Origin of the sequence: Variovorax sp. LjRoot175 (assembly GCF_964253805.1) — a bacterium.
Lineage (GTDB): Bacteria > Pseudomonadota > Gammaproteobacteria > Burkholderiales > Burkholderiaceae_C > Variovorax.
Window position 1 is genome coordinate 2,868,970 of the sequence record NZ_CAXURY020000001.1, and the last position, 22,516, is coordinate 2,891,485.

Annotated in this window: 18 protein-coding genes; 6 read left to right on the forward strand and 12 right to left on the reverse strand. The window is 68.4% G+C overall.

Annotated features, from left to right (window positions below):
• Window positions 1-2: 2 nt before the first annotated feature.
• From ACSQ89_RS14360 to ACSQ89_RS14375, 4 genes are read right to left on the reverse strand one after another with little or no spacing between them, the layout of a single operon-like run.
• Complete coding sequence (locus ACSQ89_RS14360; protein WP_093110083.1) at window positions 3-224, reverse strand: hypothetical protein; 222 nt, start codon at window positions 222-224, stop codon at window positions 3-5.
• A 43-nt stretch (window positions 225-267) separates the two neighbouring features.
• On the reverse strand, window positions 268-1,338 hold the full coding sequence (locus ACSQ89_RS14365; RefSeq protein ID WP_093110082.1) for a patatin-like phospholipase family protein: 1,071 nt from the start codon (window positions 1,336-1,338) through the stop codon (window positions 268-270).
• A complete protein-coding gene (locus tag ACSQ89_RS14370) occupies window positions 1,335-2,381 on the reverse strand; it encodes an acyltransferase family protein (protein ID WP_093110081.1) in 1,047 nt (348 codons plus the stop codon). The genes ACSQ89_RS14365 and ACSQ89_RS14370 overlap by 4 nt, the downstream gene beginning before the upstream one ends.
• Before the next feature lie 22 nt (window positions 2,382-2,403).
• Entirely contained in the window at window positions 2,404-4,758 is a 2,355-nt protein-coding gene (locus ACSQ89_RS14375; RefSeq protein WP_436290338.1) for a Tex family protein, read from the reverse strand.
• 94 nt (window positions 4,759-4,852) lie between these two features.
• Between ACSQ89_RS14375 and ACSQ89_RS14380 the strand changes: the two genes are divergently transcribed.
• The 5 genes from ACSQ89_RS14380 (at window position 4,853) to ACSQ89_RS14400 (ending at window position 9,004) form a co-directional block, all read left to right on the forward strand.
• A complete protein-coding gene (locus ACSQ89_RS14380; protein ID WP_436290337.1) occupies window positions 4,853-5,350 on the forward strand; it encodes a hypothetical protein in 498 nt (165 codons plus the stop codon).
• Between the two features lie 57 nt (window positions 5,351-5,407).
• Window positions 5,408-5,968 (forward strand): DUF2239 family protein, encoded by a 561-nt coding sequence (locus ACSQ89_RS14385; RefSeq protein ID WP_436290336.1) that lies wholly within the window; start codon window positions 5,408-5,410, stop codon window positions 5,966-5,968.
• 74 nt (window positions 5,969-6,042) lie between these two features.
• Window positions 6,043-7,389 (forward strand): MATE family efflux transporter, encoded by a 1,347-nt coding sequence (locus tag ACSQ89_RS14390; RefSeq protein WP_436290547.1) that lies wholly within the window; start codon window positions 6,043-6,045, stop codon window positions 7,387-7,389.
• Window positions 7,356-8,063: a glutathione S-transferase gene (locus tag ACSQ89_RS14395; protein ID WP_436290335.1), complete on the forward strand. Its 708-nt coding sequence runs from the start codon at window positions 7,356-7,358 to the stop codon at window positions 8,061-8,063. Before ACSQ89_RS14390 ends, ACSQ89_RS14395 begins: the two co-directional genes overlap by 34 nt.
• A 422-nt stretch (window positions 8,064-8,485) precedes the next feature.
• On the forward strand, window positions 8,486-9,004 hold the full coding sequence (locus ACSQ89_RS14400; RefSeq protein ID WP_436290334.1) for a nuclear transport factor 2 family protein: 519 nt from the start codon (window positions 8,486-8,488) through the stop codon (window positions 9,002-9,004).
• A gap of 4 nt (window positions 9,005-9,008) precedes the next feature.
• Here ACSQ89_RS14400 and ACSQ89_RS14405 read toward each other — a convergent pair whose 3' ends face one another.
• The 8 genes from ACSQ89_RS14405 to ACSQ89_RS14440 form a co-directional block, all read right to left on the reverse strand.
• Window positions 9,009-10,235 (reverse strand): catalase family protein, encoded by a 1,227-nt coding sequence (locus ACSQ89_RS14405; RefSeq protein ID WP_436290333.1) that lies wholly within the window; start codon window positions 10,233-10,235, stop codon window positions 9,009-9,011.
• The gene (locus ACSQ89_RS14410) at window positions 10,232-11,680 is read right to left on the reverse strand and encodes a Dyp-type peroxidase (RefSeq protein WP_436296206.1); all 1,449 of its coding nucleotides are present in this window, start codon (window positions 11,678-11,680) and stop codon (window positions 10,232-10,234) included. The genes ACSQ89_RS14405 and ACSQ89_RS14410 overlap by 4 nt, the downstream gene beginning before the upstream one ends.
• Window positions 11,662-12,939, reverse strand: a complete 1,278-nt coding sequence (locus ACSQ89_RS14415) for a hypothetical protein (RefSeq protein ID WP_436290331.1) — start codon at window positions 12,937-12,939, stop codon at window positions 11,662-11,664. Before ACSQ89_RS14415 ends, ACSQ89_RS14410 begins: the two co-directional genes overlap by 19 nt.
• A 34-nt stretch (window positions 12,940-12,973) precedes the next feature.
• The gene (locus ACSQ89_RS14420) at window positions 12,974-13,405 is read right to left on the reverse strand and encodes a hypothetical protein (protein WP_093110073.1); all 432 of its coding nucleotides are present in this window, start codon (window positions 13,403-13,405) and stop codon (window positions 12,974-12,976) included.
• Between the two features lie 61 nt (window positions 13,406-13,466).
• Entirely contained in the window at window positions 13,467-15,338 is a 1,872-nt protein-coding gene (locus tag ACSQ89_RS14425; protein ID WP_436290330.1) for a GMC family oxidoreductase, read from the reverse strand.
• Between the two features lie 20 nt (window positions 15,339-15,358).
• Window positions 15,359-17,884 (reverse strand): hypothetical protein, encoded by a 2,526-nt coding sequence (locus ACSQ89_RS14430; RefSeq protein ID WP_436290329.1) that lies wholly within the window; start codon window positions 17,882-17,884, stop codon window positions 15,359-15,361.
• Window positions 17,885-18,031: 147 nt separating this feature from the next.
• Complete coding sequence (locus ACSQ89_RS14435; protein ID WP_436290328.1) at window positions 18,032-19,636, reverse strand: MFS transporter; 1,605 nt, start codon at window positions 19,634-19,636, stop codon at window positions 18,032-18,034.
• Window positions 19,633-21,021 carry an FAD-containing oxidoreductase gene (locus ACSQ89_RS14440; protein ID WP_436290327.1) on the reverse strand — a complete coding sequence of 463 codons (1,389 nt, stop codon included), beginning with the start codon at window positions 21,019-21,021 and terminating at the stop codon, window positions 19,633-19,635. Before ACSQ89_RS14440 ends, ACSQ89_RS14435 begins: the two co-directional genes overlap by 4 nt.
• A gap of 69 nt (window positions 21,022-21,090) precedes the next feature.
• Here ACSQ89_RS14440 and ACSQ89_RS14445 point away from each other — a divergent pair, with 69 nt between their 5' ends.
• Window positions 21,091-22,512 (forward strand): PLP-dependent aminotransferase family protein, encoded by a 1,422-nt coding sequence (locus tag ACSQ89_RS14445; RefSeq protein WP_436290326.1) that lies wholly within the window; start codon window positions 21,091-21,093, stop codon window positions 22,510-22,512.
• Window positions 22,513-22,516 lie beyond the last annotated feature (4 nt).

Genomic DNA, 22,516 nt, shown 5'->3' on the forward strand with positions numbered 1-22,516 from the left:
GCTCAGCCCTTCTTCCCGCCGAACACCAGCAGCGCCCCGCCCACCACGATCGCGGCCACGCCGGCCCAGGTCGGGAAGTTGACGTCCTGCTTTTCCTTCACCGTCAGCTCGATCGGTCCGATCTTGGCCTGATGGGTTTCCTTGGTGAAGCTGAAGCCGCCCAGGCCGATGGCGGCGATGCCGGCGACGATCAGGATGAGGCCGACGATGCGGGTTACGTTCATGGGGGATCCTCCGGGATTGATGCTAGCCCGACTTTAGCCGCCCTCAAAGCGGCAGCACGCAGCCGGCGTCGCCGCGCTCCAGCCACTCGGCCAGCTCGTCCGCCAGCCGGCGCGCCTCCTGCGCCGCGGTGCTCCACGCCTTCATGCGTGCCGGCGCATCGTTGCCGTAGCGCACGAAGTCGTTGCGATCGGGCAGCTTGCCGTTCGGCAGGCTGCGCACCCATTCCGGGTCCGGCGCCAGCACCACCGTGCGTTCGAGAAAACGCGTGGGCTTGTGACGCCACTTGAGTCCCTTGTCCAGCCAGCCCGGCACCACCGCCTTCTGGAAATGCGGGTACAGCACGACGCCGTCGGTGTTGCTGTAGTTCAAGTGCAGGTGGTAGTCGGTGATGCCGCCGTCCCAGTAGGCGCCGGGCGGCGCGCCGGGAATGTCGTGCACCGCCTCCAGCATGAAGGGGATCGAGCACGAGGCCTGCAGCGCGAGTTCGAAGTTGGCGTCGCTGAGCTCGACCTGCCGCGTGCGAAAGTCCCGCGTGGCGAAAGGCAGCGCCGCACCGGCGCTGGAGAACACCACGCGCTCGAGCCAGGCGCCCAGGCTCTTGCGGTGCACGCTGTTGGTGATGAACGCCCCCAGGTAGCCGACCGGCGTGCGTGCCCTGCCCTCGCGCCCGAGGATATGGCGCCCGCGCGAGGTGATCACGTGCAGCTTGTAGCGCGGATGGCGCAGCACTTCGCCGGCGCGGCCGCCGTAGAAGTTGCGCAGCCCTTCGCCGAATTGCGCGCTGACCTGCTTCGCCGTCATGCGCTTCTGGCCCGGCGGCACGTCGAAATGCTGATGGATGTAGCCGTGCTCGAACTGCTCGAAGGCAGTCTTCGGATCGTCGAGGCAGGCGTTGGCGAGCCGCCAGGCGCCGATCGAGGCGCCGACCAGATCGATGGGCTGCGTCGACTGCGGCAGCCACTCGCCGAACAGGAAGCGATCGATGGGCCCGAGGATCAGGCCCTTGGGACCGCCGGCCGCGCCGGGGATGGTGCGCACATCCTGCGGATGCAGGCCGTTTTGGGCGATGTGTTCGCGCGCGAGCGGGCCGGCATGGATGCGCAGCGCTTTCACGGCTTGCCGACCAGGATGCCCTGGCCCAGCCTCTTCAGCAGCCAGCCGATGCAAAGGCATCCGGCAAGCGTCGCGGCGACCACCGCGAGCAAACCGAAGGGGCCCGCACGCGACACCGCGGAGGCGGTGAAGCCGGTGCTCTTCAGCACCTCCAGCATCGCGACGTTGCCGACGAAGATCGCGAAGGTATTCCTCCCCACGAAGGCCACGGCCCGCGCCAGCAGGCCCGGATTCGAGCGAGCAGGCGCCGCGCGATCGGCCGCAACGGCGGCAACCAGAAGCAGCAGGGAAGCGATCGTCACGGTCGACGCCAGGTAGGCGGAGTGTTCGCTGGGAGATTCGGTTTCGAAGGGCGCTGCGAGCAGCAACAGCACGGCCGCCATGACAAGCCCCGGCGTCCGGCGGAACTGGCCGCGCGCCAGCGCGATGCCCATGACCACATAGGGAATCCAGTAGATGAAGAGCCGGTCGCCGACGGCCCCGATCCACCGGTGGTCGAGGAGCCAGTACCCGGCGAGCACGTTGAGCGCGACGCCTGCGACGATCACCGGCAGGGTCGGCACCTGCGCCACGCAGCGCCGCAGCAGTGGAAAAAGCAGCGTGAGCTGGAACAGGATGACGAAATAGTACTGCCCCGACCATCCATAGCCGCCGAACCAGCCGCCGACGATGGTGTGCAGCGGCGTGGCCGACCAGCGCGAGGCGTAGAACTTCTCGATGTAGAGCAAGGTCCACGCGAGGTACGGAACGGCCAGCTCGACCATTCGCTGCACCAGGAAGCGCGCATGCGTTTCGGGGCGCCGGCGAGAAAGCGCCTTTTCCAGATAGAAGGCCCAGAGGCCGACGAACACCGGCACGCCGAAACGGAACACGTCGTGAAAGGGCAGGCCCGCGTGGATGCAGACGACCCCCACGATCGCGGCGGCCTTCAGCCAGTCCGCATGCAGGTCGCGCACGCCGGCGGCGGCAGCGGTGGCAGCAGGGACAGCGGCACCATCCAGGCGCGTGCCGGCGCGATCGACCGTGTTGTGCGTGTCCGGCATGAGGCTCCTCGGGTTCGGCCCGCTACTTGCGCAGCCCCTGTAGCTTGGCGAAGGCGCTGGCCATCTGCCCCGCCGGCTGCGGCGCGTTGTCGCGGCGTGGGCCCTGCTGGCCGCGCCCTGCCCCTTCGAAGCGGTTCTCGCGCGGACCGTCGCGCCGCGCCGGCGCCGCATCGAGCTTCATCGACAAGCCGATGCGCTTGCGCGCCACGTCGACTTCCATCACCTTGACCTTGACGATGTCGCCGGTCTTCACGACCTCGCGCGCATCGTTGACGAACTTGTGCGAGAGCTGGCTCACATGCACCAGGCCGTCCTGGTGCACGCCGAGGTCGACGAAGGCGCCGAACTGGGCCACGTTGCTCACCGTGCCTTCGAGCACCATGCCTTCGACCAGGTCCTTGATGTCCTCGACGCCGTCGTTGAAGCGCGCCACCTTGAAGTCGGGGCGCGGGTCGCGGCCCGGCTTCTCGAGTTCGCCGAGGATGTCCTTCACCGTGATGACGCCGAACTTCTCGTTCGCGAACAGCTCGGGCTTGAGCGTCTTCAGCATCTCGGCGCGGCCCATCAGTTCGGTGATGGGCTTGCCGGTCTTCTCGATCATCTGCTCGACCACCGGATAGGTTTCGGGATGCACCCCGGTCAGGTCGAGCGGGTTGGCGCCGCCGCGGATGCGCAGGAAACCCGCGCTCTGCTCGAAGGTCTTGCCGCCGAAGCCGCTGACTTCGAGCAGCTGCTTGCGCGTTGCGAACGCGCCGTTGGCCTCGCGCCAGCGCACCACCGCCTTGGCCACGCCGGCCGACAGGCCCGAGACGCGCGACAAGAGCGGCACGCTCGCGGTGTTGAGGTCGACGCCGACCGAGTTCACGCAATCCTCCACCACCGCGCTCAGGGTGCGCGCGAGCTCGCTCTGGTTCACGTCGTGCTGGTACTGGCCGACGCCGATCGACTTGGGGTCGATCTTCACCAGCTCGGCCAGCGGATCCTGCAGGCGGCGCGCGATGCTCGCCGCGCCGCGCAGGCTGACGTCGACGTCGGGCATTTCCTGCGAGGCGAATTCGCTCGCGGAGTAGACCGAAGCGCCGGCCTCGCTCACGACCACCTTTTCGACCTTCATCTCCGGCGCCCCCGCCTGAGCCGCCATCTTGGCCAGCAGCTTGATCAGGTCGCCCGCCAGCTTGTCGGTCTCGCGGCTCGCGGTGCCGTTGCCGATCGCGATCAGGTTCACGCCGTGCTTGGCGCACAGCTTGCCGAGGGTGTGCAGCGAGCCTTCCCAGTCGCGGCGCGGTTCGTGCGGGAACACGGTGGCGGTGTCGACCAGCTTGCCGGTGGCGTCGACCACCGCGACCTTGACGCCGGTGCGGATGCCCGGGTCCAGGCCCATCACCACGCGCGGGCCGGCCGGCGCGGCCAGCAGCAGGTCGCGCAGGTTGTCGGCGAAGACCTTGATCGCGACCTTCTCGGCTTCTTCGCGCAGCCGGGTGAACAGGTCGCGCTCGGTGGACAGCGAGAGCTTCACGCGCCAGGTCCAGGCCACGCACTTGCGGATCAGGTCGTCGGCCGGGCGGCCTGCATGGCTCCAGCCCAAGTGCAATGCGATCTTGCCCTCCGCGATGCTCGGCTTGCCCGGCTCGGGCTCGACGGGCAGCACCAGCTTGGCATCGAGGATGTCCTGCGCGCGGCCGCGGAACACGGCCAGCGCGCGGTGCGAGGGCACGCGGCCGATGGGCTCGTCGTAGTCGAAGTAGTCGCGGAACTTGGCGATGTCGGCGTTGTTCTCATCCTTGCCGGCCATCAGGCTGGACTTGAAGAGGCCCTCGGCCCAGAGCCATTCGCGCAGCCGCTGCACCAGCGCCGCGTCTTCGGCCCAGCGCTCGGAGAGGATGTCGCGCACGCCGTCGAGCACGAGCTGAACGGTCGAGAAGTCCAGCCCGTCCGCAGCCGGCTTGACGAAGGCCGCGGCCTCCTCGGTGGGGTTCAGCGTCGGGTCGGCGAAGAGCTTGTCGGCCAGCGGCTCGATGCCCGCCTCGCGCGCCATCTGGCCCTTGGTGCGGCGCTTGGGCTTGTAGGGCAGGTAGAGGTCTTCCAGTTCCTGCTTGGTCGGCGCGGCGTCGATGGCGGCGCGCAGCTCGGGCGTGAGCTTGCCCTGCTCCTCGATGCTCTTCAGCACCGCGGCGCGGCGCTCTTCGAGCTCGCGCAGGTACGACAGACGCGCCTCGAGTTCGCGCAGCTGGATGTCGTCGAGGCCGTCGGTGGCCTCCTTGCGGTAGCGCGCGATAAAAGGCACGGTGGCACCGCCGTCGAGCAAGTCGATCGCGGCCTTCACCTGGTGCTCGCCGACCTTGATCTCGGCCGCGAGCTGGCGAATGATTTTCTGCATGTCTGAGGGGGGTCCCTGGCTGACGACGCCGTGGGCGCCTTGCGGGTAAAGCGCGGAAGTTTGCCATAGGGCCTGGGGTCACAATGCCCCGGCCATGCGTATCTTGAAGAAACTCCTGCGCGCACTCGCTGCCGCCCTCCTCGTCCCCTTGCTGCTGTTCGAGGAATGGGGCTGGGAGCCGCTCGCCGCGCTGGCTGCCCGGCTGGCCCGCCTGCCGTTGTGGGCGCGGCTCGAACGCGCGGTGCAGGCCCTGCCGCCCTGGGGCGCGCTGCTGGTGTTCCTGGTGCCGGTGCTGATGCTGCTGCCGCTCAAGCTGCTCGCGCTCTTCCTGCTGGGCCGCGGCCATGCCACCAGCGCCGTGCTGCTGCTGGTGGGCGCCAAGCTGGCCGGCACCGCGGTCGTGGCCCGGCTGTTCCAGCTGGTCGAGCCGGCGCTGATGCGCATCCCGTTGTTCGCACGCTGGTATCCGCGCTGGAAGCAGTGGAAGGATCGCGTGCTCGGCTTCGTGCGCCAGAGCGCGCCCTGGCGCGCCGCCCGGCGCTGGAAAAACGGCGCCCGCCGCTGGTGGCGCAGCCTGCGCCGAACGGCCTGAGAATATTTCACCCGGGTAGATTGCATAACTCGTTTTGTCCGGGTATTATTCGCCGCCATGCCTTCTTCCGAATCCACCCTCACCGCCTTCGCCGGGTTCAGGCGCATCGCTGCCGGCCCGCGCGCCGAGGTGATCGCCCTGCTGCGTGCGCGCGCCGACGAGCCGCCGCCTTTCGTGTTCGACGACAGCACGGGCGAGCAGCTCGATCTCGATTTGCGCGAATCCGCCAATACCGTGTCCGAAAACACGAAACACGATGAACACGCGACGCGCGGCGTCGGCCGCCCCAAGCTGGGCGTGGTGGCGCGCGAAGTCACCCTGCTGCCGCGCCATTGGGACTGGCTCAACCGCCAGCCCGGCGGCGCCTCGGTGGCGCTGCGCCGGCTGATCGACGAGGCGCGGCGCGTGCACGCCGACCGCGATGCGGAGCGCGCGGCGCGCGAAGCCACCTACCGCTTCATGACCGCGATCGCGGGCGACCTGCCCGGCTTCGAGGAATCGACGCGCGCCTTGTTCGCCGGCGACCGTGCGCGCTTCGAAGAGCTCGTCGCGCCCTGGCCCGAGGATGTGCGCCTGCATCTGCACAAGCTGGCGGCGAACGCCTGGAGCGCCCAATGAACGGCGACACGCCCGCGACGACGGTCGCCGAACCGGTGCCGCCGGCCCCGCACCTCAACCCGCGTGCGGCGGCCATGGCCTCGCGCCCGCTGTGGAAGACCTTCCTGTTCTTCCTCGCGCCGATGCTGCTCAGCAACATCCTGCAGTCGCTCTCGGGGACGCTCAACAACGTCTACCTGGGGCAGATGATCGGCGTCGGCGCGCTGGCGGCGGTGTCGAGCTTCTTTCCGGTGATGTTCTTCTTCATCGCCTTCACCATCGGCCTCGGCGCCGGCGCCTCGGTGCTGATCGGCCAGGCCTGGGGCGCGCACGAGCCCGAGAAGGCGCGCGCCGTGGCCGGCACCACGCTCACCGTGGGCGTGCTGTTCGCGCTGGCCGTCGCGGTCTTCGGCGGCACCTTCACGCAGCCGATGCTGACAGCGCTGGGCACGCCGCCCGACATCCTGGCCGATGCCACGGCCTACGCGCGGATCATCCTGATCGCGATGCCGGGCCTGTTCGTGTTCCTGCTCTCCACCGCCATGCTGCGCGGCGTGGGCGACACGGTGACGCCGCTCTACACGCTGATGATCTCGACGGTGCTCGGCCTGGTGATCACGCCTGCGCTCATCCGCGGCTGGTTCGGCCTGCCGATGCTCGGCGTGGCGAGCGGCGCCTGGGCCACGGTGATTTCCTTCGTGGTCGCGACCGCCTGGCTGGCCTTTCACCTGCGGCGCACGAAGAGTCCGCTCGCGCCGGACGCCGACTTCGTGCGGCACCTGCGCGTGCGGCCGGCACTGCTGAAGGCGGTGCTCAAGGTCGGTGTGCCCACCGGCGTGCAGATGATCGTGGTCTCGCTGGCCGAGCTCGCGCTGCTGTCCTTCGTCAATGCCTACGGTTCGAGCGCCACCGCGGCCTACGGCGCGGTGAACCAGGTGGTGGCCTATGTGCAGTTCCCGGCAATCTCGATCGCGATCACCGCCTCGATCCTCGGCGCGCAGGCCATCGGCGCCGGCCAGGCGCAGCGCCTGGGCGCCATCACGCGCACCGCGCTGCAGATGAACCTGGTGCTGACCGGCGGCCTGGTGCTGCTGGGCTATTTGTTCTCGCGCCCGCTGATGGGCTTCTTCATCACCAGCGAGCCGGTGATCGAGGTGGCGCAGACGCTCTTGCACATCATGCTGTGGAGCACGGTGATCTTCGGCATGGGCGCGGCGCTGTCGGGGATCATGCGCGCCAGCGGCTCGGTATTGGTGCCGACCGCGATCTCGATCTTCTGCATCGCGCTGATCGAGGTGCCGGTGGCCTGGTGGCTGAGCCATCGCATGGGGCTCAACGGCATCTGGATCGCCTACCCGGTGGCCTTCATCGCGATGCTGACGCTGCAGGCCAGCTACTACCGCTTCGCATGGCGCAAGAAGACGATCCGCAGGCTGATCTGAGCGCAGGCAGCACGCGGCCGGTGCTCTATTCGTTCCGCCGCTGCCCCTATGCGATGCGCGCGCGCATGGCGATCGCCGCGAGCGGCCAGCGCTGCGAGCTGCGCGAGGTCGTGTTGCGCGACAAGCCGGCCGAGCTGCTGGCTGCATCGCCCAAGGGCACGGTGCCGGTGCTGGTCGACGTAGACGGCATGGTGATCGACCAGAGCCTGGACATCATGCTGTGGGCCTTGCGGCGCAACGACCCCGAAGGTTGGCTGCAAGCCGAAGGCGCCACGCTGGACGAGATGCTTGCGCTCGTCGCCGAATGCGACGGCGAGTTCAAGCGGCATCTCGACGGCTACAAGTACCCCGAGCGGCATCCGGGCGCCGATGGCGAGGCGCATCGCGCGCAGGGCGCCCTCTTCCTGATGCGGCTCGAGACCCGGCTTGTCGTCACGCGCTGTCTGCACGGCGAGCATGCAGCGCTCGCCGACATCGCGATCGCGCCGTTCGTGCGCCAGTTCGCGCAGGTCGATGCAGCCTGGTTCGAGGCCCAGCCCTGGCCGCGGCTGCGGGCCTGGCTGGCCGCGCGGCTCGATGCGCCGGTGTTCACGCAGGTGATGGCCAAGTACGCGCCCTGGCGGGCCGGACAGCCCGGCATCGCCTTTCCCGGCCAGAGCCTGCCGGTTTCCTGAAGCGATCAGCGCGCCACGCCTGCGCCGGTCAGGGCTGTGACGCGGTTCTGCGGCGTCAAACCGGCGGCGGGGGCGCAAAAAGAAACTCGAGCTTGCCCGCCCGTGCGCCTTTGGCCTTGGGCGAGAACTGGACGTTCACCACGCATGAAGCTTGCCCTGCGAACGGGCCGCGCACTTCGCACGACCCTCCGGGGGCGCGGCGGCCGTGGCCGGGGCACCCAGCGTCAGCCCCAGCAAGGCACCCGCCAGAGGGCGGAAACGGGCGGGAACCAAGCGCATCGCCATGGTGAGCCTCCTCATCGAAGGTCGCACGTCGCGTTGTCGACGTGATGCAATCTAGCGCCGTTGCCCTGCGGCCGCAATGGCCGGCCAGTTGAAAAAGACTGCGCTCTCGCCCATGCTTGCGTCAGGAGGTACCGGCCATGAACAAGCGACGCACCCTCCTGATCGGGGCGCTAGCCGCGGTGCTGGCGATCGGTGGCGGCGCCCGCGCGCAACCCGCGAAGAAGGCCCAGGCGGCCGGCACCGAAGCCACGCTGCGCGACACTATCGCCGAGTTCGAGAAGGCCTGGAACCGGCACGACGCGAAAGCCTGGCTGGCGCTGATGACCGATGACGTCTGGTTCACGCAAGCGCAGGACTTCTACGAGCGCATGAAAGGCAAGAAGGCGGTGAAGACCACCTTCGAATACGACGTCAAGAACACCGACCTGAAATGGGAGGTGAAACGCGTGCGCATGATGCCCGACGGCACCGCCAGCGTCGTGCTGCGCCATGTCGGCCTGATTCCGCCCAAGACCGATGGCAAATACAAGCGCGAGGACGTCAGCGATCCGAGCTTCAGCCGCTGGCGCTTCGAGGGCGGCAAGTGGCGGCTGTTCTTCTTCACCTCCCACAAGGGCTGGGCGCTGGCCGAGATGAAGAAGGACGGACTGGAGTAGCGGCCTACTCGAACACCTCATCCCCCGTAGGCTCGAAATGCGGCACCGCATTCATCCGGTGCCGCAGCTGCGAAAGCTCCCAGTACATCCTCTTGCGCGCGCGGCTCTGGTTGCCCAGCGGCCGATGCTCGGCAATCGTGTGCCACGGGTTGTATGAGAGCCTCTTCGCGAATTCCATCTGCGCCGGCGAATCGAAGGTCTGGCGCGGCAGGCGCAGCGTGGCCACCGTGATGCGCGGCGACAGCTTCTCGGGCCACAGCACGCCGGCGTTCTCGATCGGCATCCGATGCGGGTCGGTCTGCATCTGCAGCCGGATGTCGAACTCGACGTCGCCCTCGGCCAGCGAAGCCACCATGGCCTGGCGCAGGTAGTCGTCCGGTGGGCGCAGCGGCAGCCGCGGGATCGGCGTGCGCTTCTTCGTCTTCGGCCAAACCGAGTACTGCATCGCCTGGCCTTCGCCCACCAGGTAGGGCACGCAACTGAAGTACGGCGCCTCGAAGGGACTGGACTGCGTCTTGATGAAGAGCGACTGCATGATCAGGTCCAGCACGTGCGAGTCGCGGAAGTTGACGAAGTAGAAGATCTGCGCGTTCTTCACGCTTTCGATCTGCAGCGCTGCGTTGGCCTTGGCATCGGGCGTCACGAAGGTGGGCGTGGAGACGCCGAACATGTCCAGCGTGTGCTTCTCCTCCTCCATCAGCTTCGGGCCGGGCACGCCCAGGAGCTTGATGCTGATGCTCATGAAGCCGACGTCGTCGATGTCGGGCGTGATGTAGGGGCCGGGCCCCGAGAAGCGCACCCAGGCTCTGAAGGTCTGGGGCCTGGCATAGATGCCGCGCTTCATGTGCTCGGGGATGTCCTCGTGCACGGTGAACTCGCCGCGCACAATGCCCTGCGTCTTGGTGTTGCCGCCGCGCTCGAAGCCGCCGGGCTTCCAGAGGTCGCCCATCTGCCGGGTGAAGCTCCGCACGATCGAGTCGGTAAAACTCTCTTCGTCGACCATGAGCTTCTCTTGCGCGATCGCGAGTCCTTCGTCGGGTCGCCGGCTGTTGATCAGCGCCGTGGTCAGGCGCGCGAGCGGATCGCGCAGCACCGCGTCGAAGGCCGGGCGAACGAAGGGGTCGAACCTGCGTTCCAGCCGCAGCAGGGCCAGGCCCGAATCGCTGATGAAATTCTTCAGCAAAGAACCCGTGTTGGCCCGCGGCGCGGGACGGCTGACATTCGAATTCATGGCTGCACCTTTGACAGATAGCGCAAGGCACGGATGCCGGGCAGGAAGAAATAGGCACCGCCTTGCACGGTCACGAATTGCGGAAGACCCGTCAGGCGCCGATCGGGCCCCGAGGCCGCGGGCATCGAGAAGCCATCGGTCGGCATGCCGTCCGCCCCCGCCAGGCGATGGCCGAGCAGCGGATCGCCCTCGCCGGGCAGGGCGTCGAACTTGGTGCCGGCCAGCCAGGCGCCCTGCACGAACTCGAACTGGCGCGCGATGTTGGCGCCCAGGCAGATGAAGTGCAGTCCCACGTCTTCGCCCGGGGCTCCGCCGTACTCGCGGCCCCGGCGCAGCAGCCGGTGGAAGCGCGTCGAGGCGATCAGGTCGTTGCGCAGCGCGTCCGAACCGAAGCCAAGCCTGCGCACGAGGCGCGAGATCGGATCCGACCAGCCGGGCGGCAGATCGGCATTGCGCGGATTGCTGCGGCGGATGTGCGCACCGAAGGGACAACGCAGGCCTTCGGGATCGCCGTCGTAGGTGAAGGCATTGAGATCGTCCGTCTCGCCGGACACCTCCACCAGCGGCTTGCCTTTCTTGGTGCGGCCGACCATCGTTTCGGCCAGCTTCTCGCTCAAGGCAGCGTCGCCGCCGGCCTGGCCGTCGACGAAGCGCCAGAAGCCTTCGACGTCCTGGCGCAGTTGCCGCATGACCAGGTAGCTGCCGTTGCGCCCGAGATCGGCCTTGTCCGCGACGTCCTCGGCGCGCGGCAGCAGCGCCGCGGGATCGCGCGCGCGGTCCAGCAGGGGCCGATCGGTATAGGCGCCGTACTCGTTGGGATAGCCGAGCAGGTACTCGCCGAGGCACGACAGGTTGGTGTATTCGAACTGTTCCTCGTCGTGCGCCGCGCGTTCTCGCTCCCAGTCGATGCGCGGCTGCGAGATGCCGTCGACGAAGCCGAAGGGTTCGACGCCGTCCATGTCGGAGGTGCTCAGGCAGTCCAACTGCTCGAAGCCCGCCTCGCATTGCGCACGGATGGTCCGCAGCCACTCGTCGAGCTCGCCGGGCACCGCATAGAGCATCACCAGCACGTGCGGCATGCGGTCCTGCGCGCCGCCCCACTGCCAGCGCGCGGGGTCGTTCGCGCCGAGGTCGCCGAGCCGCCGCGCGCGGCTCTCGTCGCTGCTCATGCCGGCCAGGAACTCGGCCGAGAAGCCTTCGACGATGTCCTCCGCAGCGCCCAACGCATGCAGGCCTGCGCAAGTGAAGGCGATCTGCACGGCGGTCCGGGGCGGCGGCTTGCGCGTGATGGCGCTGGTGACCGGCGCGTTCGCGAGCCAGGCACGCGCGGCCCCGGCATCGCGGATGCGCAGCAGCAGGAAGCAGGCCTGCGTCAGGTGCTTGTAGCCGAAGCGCACCAGGCCCTGGATGTCTTCGAACTCGATGCTCATAGCAGCCTCAGCCATGCGAGCACCTGCGCATCGCTCATCTCCACGCGCTCGAAGCCTTCGCGGATGCGCCGGTTGCGGTCCAGATCGGCCAGCGTGAGGCCGGGGTAGGCCTTGTACCAGACCTGGGTCGGCAACTGGTGGCCGCGCTGGTAGTACTTGAAGCGCAGCTCATGGCGCGCGCCGCCCTTGATGAGCCAGTCGGTGCGCGGCCAGCCGAAGCCGTTGCTGAAGATCAGGTTGAGGCCCCATGCGACCTTGTTGATGAAGTCGTCCATGTAGCTTTCGTGGCTGCCGTCGTAGCTGCTCGCGAACAGCACGCGGGTCTTGTCGTCGAGAAAGACCCAGTGCGCGAAATGGATGGTGCGCACGCGCCCCAGGTGGCCGCGGCCGAACACATGGCGACAGGCGTAGGCGATCAGCACCAGCAGCAGCTGCACCAGCCAGCGCCGGAACAGGCCCGGCTTGACCGGCCCGAGCGCGGTGAAGCTGTTGCTCAGGTCGTGGTCTTCGAGCTCCTGCATCTCGCGCACGGCGCCTGCGCGCGGCCGCGGACAGTATTCGGGGTCGCGCTTCTCGTGGCGGCGCAGCAGCACCAGGAAGACCGGCAGCAGCACGATCAGCAACGGCAGCAGTACCAGCCCGGCGAGCGGCAGACCGATCGCATGGAGGAGATTGCGGATCTGCCAGTCGAGCGGCGTCTGCGCGGGCGGAGTCAGCACCAGGCGTCCGGCGGCCTGCTCGGCGCGCGCGAAGGCCAGCAGCTGGCGCCGCATCGTTTGCGGATCGACGGCGGCGTCGGTCACGCCGCGCGGCACCCGCGCCGACAAGGCGCGCTGCAATGCGCTCTCTTCGCGGGTCTGCTGCACGGTGCGCCCGATCCAGTTGACGTAGGGCGCAGCCACCGGCCGGTCGTGTTCGATGAGCCAGTCGAGCAGATCGTCGCGCGGATCGAGGGCCTTGCAGTGCGAGAAGATGCGGCGCAGACCCTCGCCGGCGCGCTGCACCAGCTCGGCCAGCTGCTCCCGTCCGGGCCCGTCGCAGTCGCCCATGAACACCAGATAGATGGGCAGCCTGGGCCGCGGCAGGCCGAAGACCTCGAGGTCGGCCATGGTCGCATCGCCAAGCACGGCGAAGCGCGCGAAATGCAATCGCGGGAAGGCAGCAAAAGGCAGCAGCGCATTGCCCGGGTCGACCACACCGGGCCTCACGTTCATGGTGGCCAGCAGTTTCCGGAGGCTGGCTTCGCGGCCGGGGGCGATGGCTGCGACCACCATGAAGTGTGATTGGGGAGTCACCGCATCGGCGTCGCTAGAACTTGAGGCAGAAATCGATCAGCCGCTCTTTGCCCCAGTACACCTTGCCGAGATAGAAGCCCGGAGAGATCAGGCGGATCTCGTCGCGGATCCAGTGGGCCACCAGCGAGGTCTCGGAGTAGTCGAGCACGATGCACTCCTTCTGGTCCAGCCAGCTGTCGCCCTTGTAGACCTTGGCCACGATGGCCTGCACGCCGAAGGGGCTGACCTTGTTCTTCAGCACGCCCTTCTCGGCATCGAACACCTTCCCCTGCCATCCGAAGAAGTTGATCATCTTGGCGATGGACTCGGTGTAGCGGGTCCCGGGCGCGATGATCGCGGTGCCCTCGGCTTCGCCCGAGGGAATGTCGCCCGGCGGGCTGGCGCGAAAGAGCTCGTCGAGCTTCTCTTGCGACATGTCGAGCAGTTGCTGTACGTCATAGGCCATGGGCTTTCCCCTCGTTGAAGACCCGTCGTTCACAGAGTGTCGGCCCTGGGTCGGGAGGCCGTCAATTTGCCGAAAGTGGTGTGCGCATCGCTGTGCGCAGCACCGCATCGGCCGCTTTCTCCGCGATCATGTAGACCGCGGCCGCCACGAAGAAACCGGGTATGCGCGGGAAAGCCGAGGCATCGACCACACGCAGCCGCGGCACGCCGTGCACGGCAAAGGCGCTGTCGAGCACGCCGCCCTTCTCAGGCGGGCCGATGGGGCAGGAGCACGAAGCGTGATGGCCCCATGCCGTGTTGCGCACGTAGTCGGCCAGCGCCTCGTCGCTCTGCACGGCCGCCCCCGGCGCCAGCTCCTCGGCGATCCATCCCTTGGCGAGCAGCGGCGCCGTCATCCGGCGCACGAAGCGGATCGCCTGCACCACGGCACGCAGGTCCTCGCCCGCCTGGTCGTCGCCTTCCTCGAAGTAGTGGAAGTTCACGAGCGGCGTGTCGCGCGGATCGGCCGAACGCAGGCGCACGGTGCCGGCGCGGTTTAACGTATGCGCCTTCAGCACGGCCCAGGTCAGCTGGTCCGGCTGATCGCGAACCCGCTTCGAGAAGCCGGGGAAGTAGCCCTCGAAGCCTGCCAGCAGCGCCATGCAGAAGAGGTCGGGCTCCTGTCCGGTCCGATCGGCCGTGGCCGAGCGGCTCACCACGCCGAGCGCGGCGCCGTTCGAGGCATACATGCCCGATCGCTCCTCGTGCCAGTGGCGCCAGAGCGTGTCGTCGCGATCGAAGCGCGCACCCTCCAGCACCTCCCAGGGCTCGCGCATGCGGTGCGTGACGGCGACCTCGTAGCGGTCCTGCAGATTGCGGCCGACGCCGGGCAGGTTCTTCTGCAGCGGAATGCCGTGCGCCTCCAGTTCGGCGGCCGGGCCGATACCGGACAGCATCAGCAGCTGCGGCGTGTTGAATGCGCCGCCGCACAGGATCACCTCGCGCCGCGCGCGCACGTCGCGCCGCACGCCTTCTGCGCTGCTGGGTGCCGCATGGGCCCGGTACAGCCGCTTGCCTTTCAGGTACTCGACGCCGCAAGCCGCGCCGTCGGCGTCGAACAGGACGCGCGTGGCCAGCGCATCGAGCTCCAGCTGCAAGCGGCCCGGATGCCTGGCCGCCACGTCGAGCAGCCGCTCGCGCACGCCGGCCCGCCGGTGCTCCGAGGTGGCGAGCGGCGTGTAGCAGATGCCTTCGAAGCTGCCCGGCCGCAGGCGGCGCGTGTTGGGGTCGCCCAGTCCGCCGCGCAGCCAACGCAGGGTGCTGAGCAAGGGCGTGGGCAGGCTGCTCGTGAAGACGCTGGCCGTGTCGCGCAGCACGCGCACCAGGCCCTCGTCGCCCAGCACCGACAGCGGGATCGATTTTTCGGTGCGCAGCCAGCCGCCCCATCCATGTCCCGTCGGATCGAGCCCCACATGACGCAGGGCTCGCCATACCGGCCGGTGGCGGCAGTCCTCGACGCGCCGCGCATAGCGGCGCATGCGCGAGGCGCGCCAGGAACGGTCGCCGGTGAGCTGCGCGACGTGGTTCCAGTCGGCATCGTGCGGCAGCATGAAGATCATCGCGTTGTGCGAGGTGCATCCGCCCAACGCGGCCGCGCGCGGGTACAGCACGCCCTGCCCCGCTTCGTACTTCCAATCCTTCGCCTGCCGGCCTTCGTCGGCGTAGTGGCGCACGCGAAAGTTCCAGCTCATTGCCGCGTTCTCGCAGGCGAAGGCATGGAAGGCCGGCACATCGTAGTCCTCGGGCAGGCGTTCGGCAGCCGCGCGCGGATCGCCTCCAGCTTCGAGCAGGAAGACGCGCATGCCGGCCTCGACCAGGCGGGCCGCGAGCGTGCCGCCGCCGGCACCCGAGCCGACGATCACGTAGTCCCAGGCAGCTGATTCGGCATCGGACATGGCCTCGGCGCAGGTGATGTTCAGAAAGTCTTGAGGAAGGCGATCAGCGCGCGCTTGTCGTCGTCGCCGAGCTCCGGCTCGCGGCCGAAAGCCTTTTCGTCTTCGCTCAAGCCCTCTTGCCGGTTGAACTGCGCGGTGCCGAAATAGTGGCCGCGGTTGACCACGAAGTCGGGGCACTTGCTCAGCTCCATCATCGGGCCGCGCAGGCTGGCGAAGTGTTCGCGCAGCTGCTCGTCGGAGGCACCGTCCGGCGCGCTCTTGAGTGCGAGCTTGAGCTTGATCAGCAGCTCGCCCACGTCGCGCACATGCGAGGCCTTTTCGCCGAAGCCATCGCCCTCCGCACGCAGCTTGAGGTTGGCCAGCAAGGCCACCGGAACACCCTTCGGAATCGGCCCGAGCACGATGTCGCCGTCCTGCTCGACCAGCCACGGGAACCAGCGATGCAGCCGGCCCTGCAGGGGCTGCATCGCCTCGGGCACGAAGCCGATCGGCACGGTCACGGTGCTGCGCTCGGTGGTGCGGTCGATGAAGCCGACCGCCTTGCCGCCGAGTTCCGAATCGCGCTCGCGCTTCTCGGGCCACAGCATCTGTTCGATGGAGGCCTCGAACACCTTCAGGCGAGCCTCGACCGAAGGACTGCTGTCGAAGGGACCGACCGTGTTGTTCAGCAGGAAGGGCGCGGTAGACCAGACGCTGATCAGCGAGGGCACGCGGGTGTAGCCGCGCCCGCCGCCCGGCATGACGTAGGGCCGCAGCTCGCCGGTGAATGGATCGCGCAGCGTGACGGTGCCGACCGAGGGCAGGCTCTTGTAGGTCTGCGAGGAGAAGTTGTCCCAGATGTTGCCCTTGATCGCGTTGGTCGCGAGCGGACTGCAGATATTGGTGCGCAGCAGGGTCACCGGAACGCGGGCTTCGGTGGAAAGGTAGTTGTCTTTCAGGAAGTCCGGCGCCTGGACGATCTTGCGCATCTGCGCCTTGTAGTCGTCGGTCTGGGTCCAGGTCCAGTAGCGCTTGAAGCAATCGACGTAGCCGGGTCCGGCGCATTTCCCGGCCGTGAGCTCGAGCGTGGGCGGCGGCAACGGCGCCTTGCTCGAATGGCAGCGCGCGCAGGTGTCGGCGAAGGCCACCTTGCCACGCTCCAGCGTGGTCTCGCCGGCGGCGAGGTACTTGTCTCCGCCTGGCGCGTCCTTCAGGCGATCGGGCTTCGCCCCCTTCAGGAAGAACAGCGCCGTGTTCGGCGTGCCCGCCTCGGTCGCCTGCCAGTAGCTCGAATTCTTCTGCGCGGTGACGATCGGGATCGGGCTGATCGTCTTGCCGCCGACCACCGGATTGAAGTGCAGCAGCCACTCTTCGCTGAACAGGCCGATGTTGAGATAGACCCGGTTGAGCGCGCCCAGTAGGCCCACCGAATCGGCGCCGTCCTTCAGCACATGGGGCGTGCGAACCGTGGCCTCGGACTTGTTGAAGAATTCGGTCAGCGGGCCGCTCGTCACATAGTCGTTGAACTGCTTGTTGTCGAGCTCGCCGCCGTCGATCTTTTCCTGCCCGATGCGCTTGGCGATCTCCAGGCGCGCGACGAAGTCGTAGACCGCGTTCATGGTGCGCGGGTTGTTGATGCTGTCGGTGGAAACCAGCGAGGTGTCCATGGTGCCCTGCCGGTAGGTGTGGGCCAGCTGGTACATGTAATTCTTGCGGCCCTCGGGCTTGTTGGCGTTGTAGATGAAGAGCCGGTCCACCCACATGTACTGGGCGCCGACGGACGAACTGAGGTTCTCGAACTTCGGGTTGTTCGGATCGGCCGGCGGCTTCACCGGGCTGGGCCCGATGTGGCAGAAGCCGCAGGACATGCCCACGCGGTAGGGCCGCACCAGATCCTTGCGGTTGTAGTAGTTCGGGTCGGTGTAGTACTTCTCGGCGTCCCATTCCTTGGCCGCCTTCCCGTCGAAGGCCGGGTTGGGAAAGAGGCGCAGGCCGGCAATGCCGGTGCCCCAGCCGTAGAAGGAGCCCACCGGCTGGGTGCTGCCGTCGCCGAGCGGCTTGCCGCGCGAACCGATCGCAACGCCGGGGTACTTGCTCTCGTTCTCGAAGGGGTCGGGCGCGCAGTCCTTGCTGCGCATGTCGAGCCACAGGCCGCGGCGGTTCTTGTCGGGGCCGGTGGCAGGCTGGAAACAGGGCTCGTTGACCAGGCCGAAATATTCCCAGCGGCTGGCGCGCGAGTAGCCGAGGCTGGGATGGGTGCTGACCACCTTCAGCAGGTCGAAGGCACCGAAGGTGTAGTCGGTCATCTGGGTCCAGAAGCGGTCGTTGCCGCCGCTCCAGACCAGCCACATGTTGCGCCCCTTCTCCTCCTCGGGCGAGAGCGCGATGCCGCCGTCCATGTCGCGGAAGTAAGGCTCCGAGGCATGCGGGAACGAGGCCGCATCGCGGCCGGCTTGCTTCGCCTCATCGAACACCTCACCGGGCCGCGGCGCGTCGGAACATGCCGCGAGAAGCATGCAGGCAACAAGCGGCAACAACTTCGCGGCGTCCCAGCAACTTTGGATCATTGCCATTCCTCCTGCGTCCGACAACGTCGGTGAATGGGCAAACACGAGGCGCAGTGTCGATGCGGGGTAGTGCTTTGCCTATCGGCCATGCGCGCTAACGCAAAGGACGTAGGCCGAAGCCGATGGAAGACGCCGCGCGCTAACCCGCTATCGGGATGCAGAGGCGGGAACAGCCGCGCGATCGGGGTCGCGGCCGATCATCATCCAGGCGCTCAGTGCGCTCAGCAGCGCCAGGCCGGCGCTGAGCAGCATGACCCATCGGAACCCGGCCACGAAGGATTCCGCGACCGCCTTCTTGAGCGCCGCCGCAGCGGCCGCGTCGATGCCCGGCGGCATCTCTGCGCCGGCGAGCCTGCTGCGCTGGTCTTCGAAGAAGGCGCGGGTCTCCGCCGACGCGCCCGCCTCGCGCAGGCCCTGGGCCAGCATCGCATCGAAGGCCCAGGCCATCACCACGCCGAAAACCGCGATCGCGAGCACCGCGGCCGCGCGCGACACCGCGTTGTTGACGCCCGAGGCGATGCCCGCCGAATCCGGCCCGACCGCGTTCATCACCGTGGTGGTGAGCGGCGCGACCGTGATCGTCATGCCGAAGCCGAGCACCACCACGGCCGGAAGAAAGGCGGTCCAGTAGCTGGCGCCGACGCCCGGCACCGCGAACAGCGCAAAGCCCGCCGCCGCGATGGCCGGGCCCACCACCAGCGGCAGCCGCGGGCCGAAGCGGTCCACCAGTTGCCCGGCCCAGCCCGAGAGCGCGAACATGATCAGGATGAAGGGCAGGAGCGCCGCGCCGGCCACCGTGGCCGAGTAGCCCTGCACCTGGATCAGGTTGAGCGGAAAGAAGTAGAGCCCGCCGCCCAGCGCCGCATAGAGCAGCAGCGTCAGCAGGTTGGCGCCGCCGAAATTGCCGATGCGCAGGAGCGAAAGCGGCAGCATCGGCGATCGGACACGGCCTTCGACCACCACGAAGGCCGCGCTCGCCGCGAGGCCCGCGGCCAGCGCCCCCAGCACGGCCGGCGAGTTCCAGCCCTGCGTGGGCGCTTCGATGAACGCATAGACGATGCCGCCGAGCGCGACGGTGGCGAGTGCCGCGCCCCAGAGGTCCAGCGCGCCGTCGGCAGCGCCGCCGCGGCTTTCCGGGACATGACGCCATACGATCAGGAGCACCGCGATGGCCATCGGCACATTGACGAGAAAGGCCCAGATCCACGAGTAGTGGTCGACCAGGAATCCGCCGAGCACGGGCCCAACCGCGGCCGTGATGCCGCTGAAACCCGACCAGGTGCCGATCGCACGCCCGCGCTCCTTCTCGGGAAAGGAGGCGCTGATCAGCGCCAGGCTGCCAGGCACCAGCAGGGCGCCGCCGATGCCCTGCACGGCGCGCGCGAGGATGAGCTGCTGCACGCTGCCCGCGAGCGCGCAGCCCCCCGAAGCCAGCGCGAAGATCACGACGCCGAGGGCAAAGATGCGCCGCCGTCCGAAGCGGTCGCCGAGCGCGCCGCCCGCCAGCAGCAGCGCGGCGAGGAAGAGCGCATAGGACTCCACCACCCACTGGGCCTGGAAGGCCGTCGCGCGCAGATCGTTCTGGATCGCGGGCAGCGCCACGTTCACCACCGTGCCGTCGATGAAGGCCATGCTCGATCCGACGATCGCCGCGGCCAGCACCCAGGGCTTGGAGGCCTTCGGGCACGGCACCGCTTCGCAGCCGTGCCGGATCAGCGTGTCGTCGCCCGGCGGCTTGCCGATCTGCGTCATGAGGCGAGCGCTCCCAGAGGCTCCAGCTTGCCCAGCAGCGTGGGAATGAATTCCGAGACGGTCGGATGGATGTGCATCGCCCGCTGGAGCACGGTGTACGGTGCGCCGGCGACCATCACGTCGAGGATCGAGTGGATGACTTCGTCGCCCTCGATGCCGAGGATCGCGGCGCCGAGGATCTTCTGGCTCGAAGCGTCCACCAGGACCTTCATGAAGCCCTGCGTTTCGCTGCGCTCCTTCGCGCGGCCGACGCGGCTCATCGGCATCCTGGCAACGAGCGCACGGCGTCCGTCCTGCATGACGTCGCGCTCGGTCATGCCGGCCCGGCCCAGGGGCGGATCGATGTACAGCGCATAGGCGGGCACCCGATCGGAGACGCGGCGGCGGTCGTTGTCGAGCAGGTTGGCCGCCACGATCTCGTAGTCGTTGTACGAGGTGTGGGTGAAGGCGCCGCGGCCGTTGACGTCACCCAGCGCCCAGATGCCCGGCACGCTGGTGCGCAGCTCTTCGTCGACCGTGATGTAGCCGCGCGCATCCGTCTTCACGCCCGCCTGGTCGAGGCCGAGATCGTCGGTGTTCGGCCGGCGTCCGACCGCGAGCAGCAGGTGCGAGCCCTCGATCTCGTGCGGGTCGTCCTGGCAGTCGAGTCCGACGCCGATGCCGCGGCCGCGCCGCGCCAAGGTGATGCACTTGGCGTTGAGCCGGACCTCGATGCCCTCGCCTTCGAGAATCTCCCGGATCGCCGCCGACACCTCCTCGTCCTCGCGCGAGATCAGCCGCGGGCCCATCTCGACGACGGTGACGCGGGCGCCGAAGCGCCGGTACATCTGGGCGAACTCCAGGCCGATGTAGCTCCCGCCGACCACCACCAGGTGCTCGGGCAAGGTGTCGAGCTCGAGCATGGCGCCGTTCGTGAGATGGTCGACCTCGCCCAGGCCGGGAAGGTCCGGCACATGTGCCCGCGTGCCGACGTCGATGAAGATCTCGCCGGCCTCGAGCTGCGCGTCGCCGACCCGGACCGTGCGCGGGCCTTCGAAGCGCGCATGTCCCTGGTAGACCGTGAGATTCGGCGTGCCCTTGAGCCATTGCTCCACACCCTGGTTGGAGGCCCGCACCACGGCGTCCTTGCGTGCCTTGACGCGCGCCATGTCGACGCGCAAGCCCTCGACCATCACGCCGAAGTCGGCCGCGCGGCGCGCCAGGTAAGCGACCCGCGCGCTCGCGATCAAGGTCTTGGTGGGGATGCAGCCGGTGTTGACGCAGGTGCCGCCGAACAGCTTGCGCTCGACGATGGCGGTCTTGCGGCCGGCCTGCGCCAGGCGCACGGCCAATGAAGGCCCGGACTGCCCGGTCCCGATCACGATGGAATCGTATCTCTCGCTCATTTGGATGCTGCTCCAATCAGGGAAACAGGACACTCAGGATAGATGCGAAATGCAGATAACCAAAGCGGCATGAAGCGCTACGAATCATTGGCCGCCGACATGGCGGACTCCATCCGCGCCGGCGTGCTGCGACCCGGCGACCGCCTGCCTTCTGTGCGCCAGGCCCGCGCCAGCCGCGGCGTGAGTTCTTCCACCGTGTTCCAGGCCTACTACCTGCTGGAGGCGCAAGGGCTCGTGCGCGCACGCGAACGCTCCGGCTACTACGTGGCCGCGGGCGCGGGACAGCGGCCTCCCGAACCCGAGGCCTCGTCGCAACCCGAGGACGATGCGGTCTCGCTCGACGTCAGCGAGCGCGTGTTCGAGATCCTCGAATCGACCATGGTGCGCGAAGTCGTGCCGCTGGGCTCGGCCTTCCCGAGTCCCCTGCTCTTTCCGCTGCAGCGGCTGGGCCGGGTCATGGCCGCCAGCGCGCAGCAGCTCGACCCGTGGAGCGCGGTGGACGATCTCACGCCCGGCAATGCGCGCCTGCGCCGGCAGATCGCGCGGCGCTACCTGGCCGACGGCGTGCACGTTCCCGTGGACGAGATCGTCATCACCAACGGCGCGCTCGAAGCCCTCAACCTGTGCCTGCAGGCCGCGACGCGCCCGGGCGACGCGGTGCTGATCGAATCGCCGACCTTCTATGCCGCGCTGCACGCGCTGGAACGCAACGGGCTGGAGGCCATAGAGGTCCCGACCCATCCGCGCGAAGGCATCGAGCTCGACGCGCTGGAGCGCGCGATCCTGCGCCATCGGCCCAGGGCCTGCTGGCTGATGACCGGCTTCCAGAACCCGCTGGGCAGCCTGATGCCGGATGCGAAGAAGAAGGCGCTGGTCGAACTGCTGGCGCGCCACGAGGTGCTCCTGATCGAGGACGACGTCTACGGCGAGCTCTACTTCGGCGACAAGCGGCCGCCGCCGGCGAAGGCCTTCGACACGCAGGGCATCGTCATGCACTGCTCGTCGTTCTCCAAATGCCTGGCGCCGGGCTGGCGCATCGGCTGGGCCGCACCGGGGCGCCTGGCACGCGCGGTCGCCCGCCTGAAGCTGGGCACTTCGCTCAGCACCTCCGCACCGGCGCAGGCCGCGCTGGCCAGCTACCTCGAAAAAGGCGGCTACGACAAGCACCTGCGCAAGCTGCGCCGCACGCTGGCCGACCAGCAGGCCGCCTACGCCCAGGCCATCGCGCAGCACTTTCCGTCCGGCACCCGCGCCACGCGACCGGCGGGTGGCTATTTCCTCTGGATCGAGATGCCGCCCGAGGTCGACGCGCTGGCAGTGCACCGCGAGGCGCTCGCGCAAGGCATCAGCATTGCGCCGGGACCGATCTTCTCGGCCCAGCGCGCTTTCGCGAACTGCCTGCGTCTCAACTACGGGCATCCATGGGATGCGCCCAGCGAGCAGGCGGTGGCAACGCTGGGGCGCATCGTCACGGCCGCTGCGCGGCGCTGAAGCA

Coding starts and splice junctions, on each gene's coding strand:
- ACSQ89_RS14445 (WP_436290326.1), top strand. CDS start 21,091: ATGAAGCGCTACGAATCATTGGCCGCCGACATGGCGGACTCCATCCGC.
- ACSQ89_RS14430 (WP_436290329.1), bottom strand. CDS start 17,884: ATGATCCAAAGTTGCTGGGACGCCGCGAAGTTGTTGCCGCTTGTTGCC.
- ACSQ89_RS14425 (WP_436290330.1), bottom strand. CDS start 15,338: ATGTCCGATGCCGAATCAGCTGCCTGGGACTACGTGATCGTCGGCTCG.
- ACSQ89_RS14390 (WP_436290547.1), top strand. CDS start 6,043: ATGGCCTCGCGCCCGCTGTGGAAGACCTTCCTGTTCTTCCTCGCGCCG.
- ACSQ89_RS14440 (WP_436290327.1), bottom strand. CDS start 21,021: ATGAGCGAGAGATACGATTCCATCGTGATCGGGACCGGGCAGTCCGGG.
- ACSQ89_RS14375 (WP_436290338.1), bottom strand. CDS start 4,758: ATGCAGAAAATCATTCGCCAGCTCGCGGCCGAGATCAAGGTCGGCGAG.
- ACSQ89_RS14415 (WP_436290331.1), bottom strand. CDS start 12,939: ATGGTGGTCGCAGCCATCGCCCCCGGCCGCGAAGCCAGCCTCCGGAAA.
- ACSQ89_RS14385 (WP_436290336.1), top strand. CDS start 5,408: ATGCCTTCTTCCGAATCCACCCTCACCGCCTTCGCCGGGTTCAGGCGC.
- ACSQ89_RS14380 (WP_436290337.1), top strand. CDS start 4,853: ATGCGTATCTTGAAGAAACTCCTGCGCGCACTCGCTGCCGCCCTCCTC.
- ACSQ89_RS14420 (WP_093110073.1), bottom strand. CDS start 13,405: ATGGCCTATGACGTACAGCAACTGCTCGACATGTCGCAAGAGAAGCTC.
- ACSQ89_RS14435 (WP_436290328.1), bottom strand. CDS start 19,636: ATGACGCAGATCGGCAAGCCGCCGGGCGACGACACGCTGATCCGGCAC.
- ACSQ89_RS14395 (WP_436290335.1), top strand. CDS start 7,356: ATGGCGCAAGAAGACGATCCGCAGGCTGATCTGAGCGCAGGCAGCACG.
- ACSQ89_RS14360 (WP_093110083.1), bottom strand. CDS start 224: ATGAACGTAACCCGCATCGTCGGCCTCATCCTGATCGTCGCCGGCATC.
- ACSQ89_RS14400 (WP_436290334.1), top strand. CDS start 8,486: ATGAACAAGCGACGCACCCTCCTGATCGGGGCGCTAGCCGCGGTGCTG.
- ACSQ89_RS14370 (WP_093110081.1), bottom strand. CDS start 2,381: ATGCCGGACACGCACAACACGGTCGATCGCGCCGGCACGCGCCTGGAT.
- ACSQ89_RS14410 (WP_436296206.1), bottom strand. CDS start 11,680: ATGGCTGAGGCTGCTATGAGCATCGAGTTCGAAGACATCCAGGGCCTG.
- ACSQ89_RS14405 (WP_436290333.1), bottom strand. CDS start 10,235: ATGAATTCGAATGTCAGCCGTCCCGCGCCGCGGGCCAACACGGGTTCT.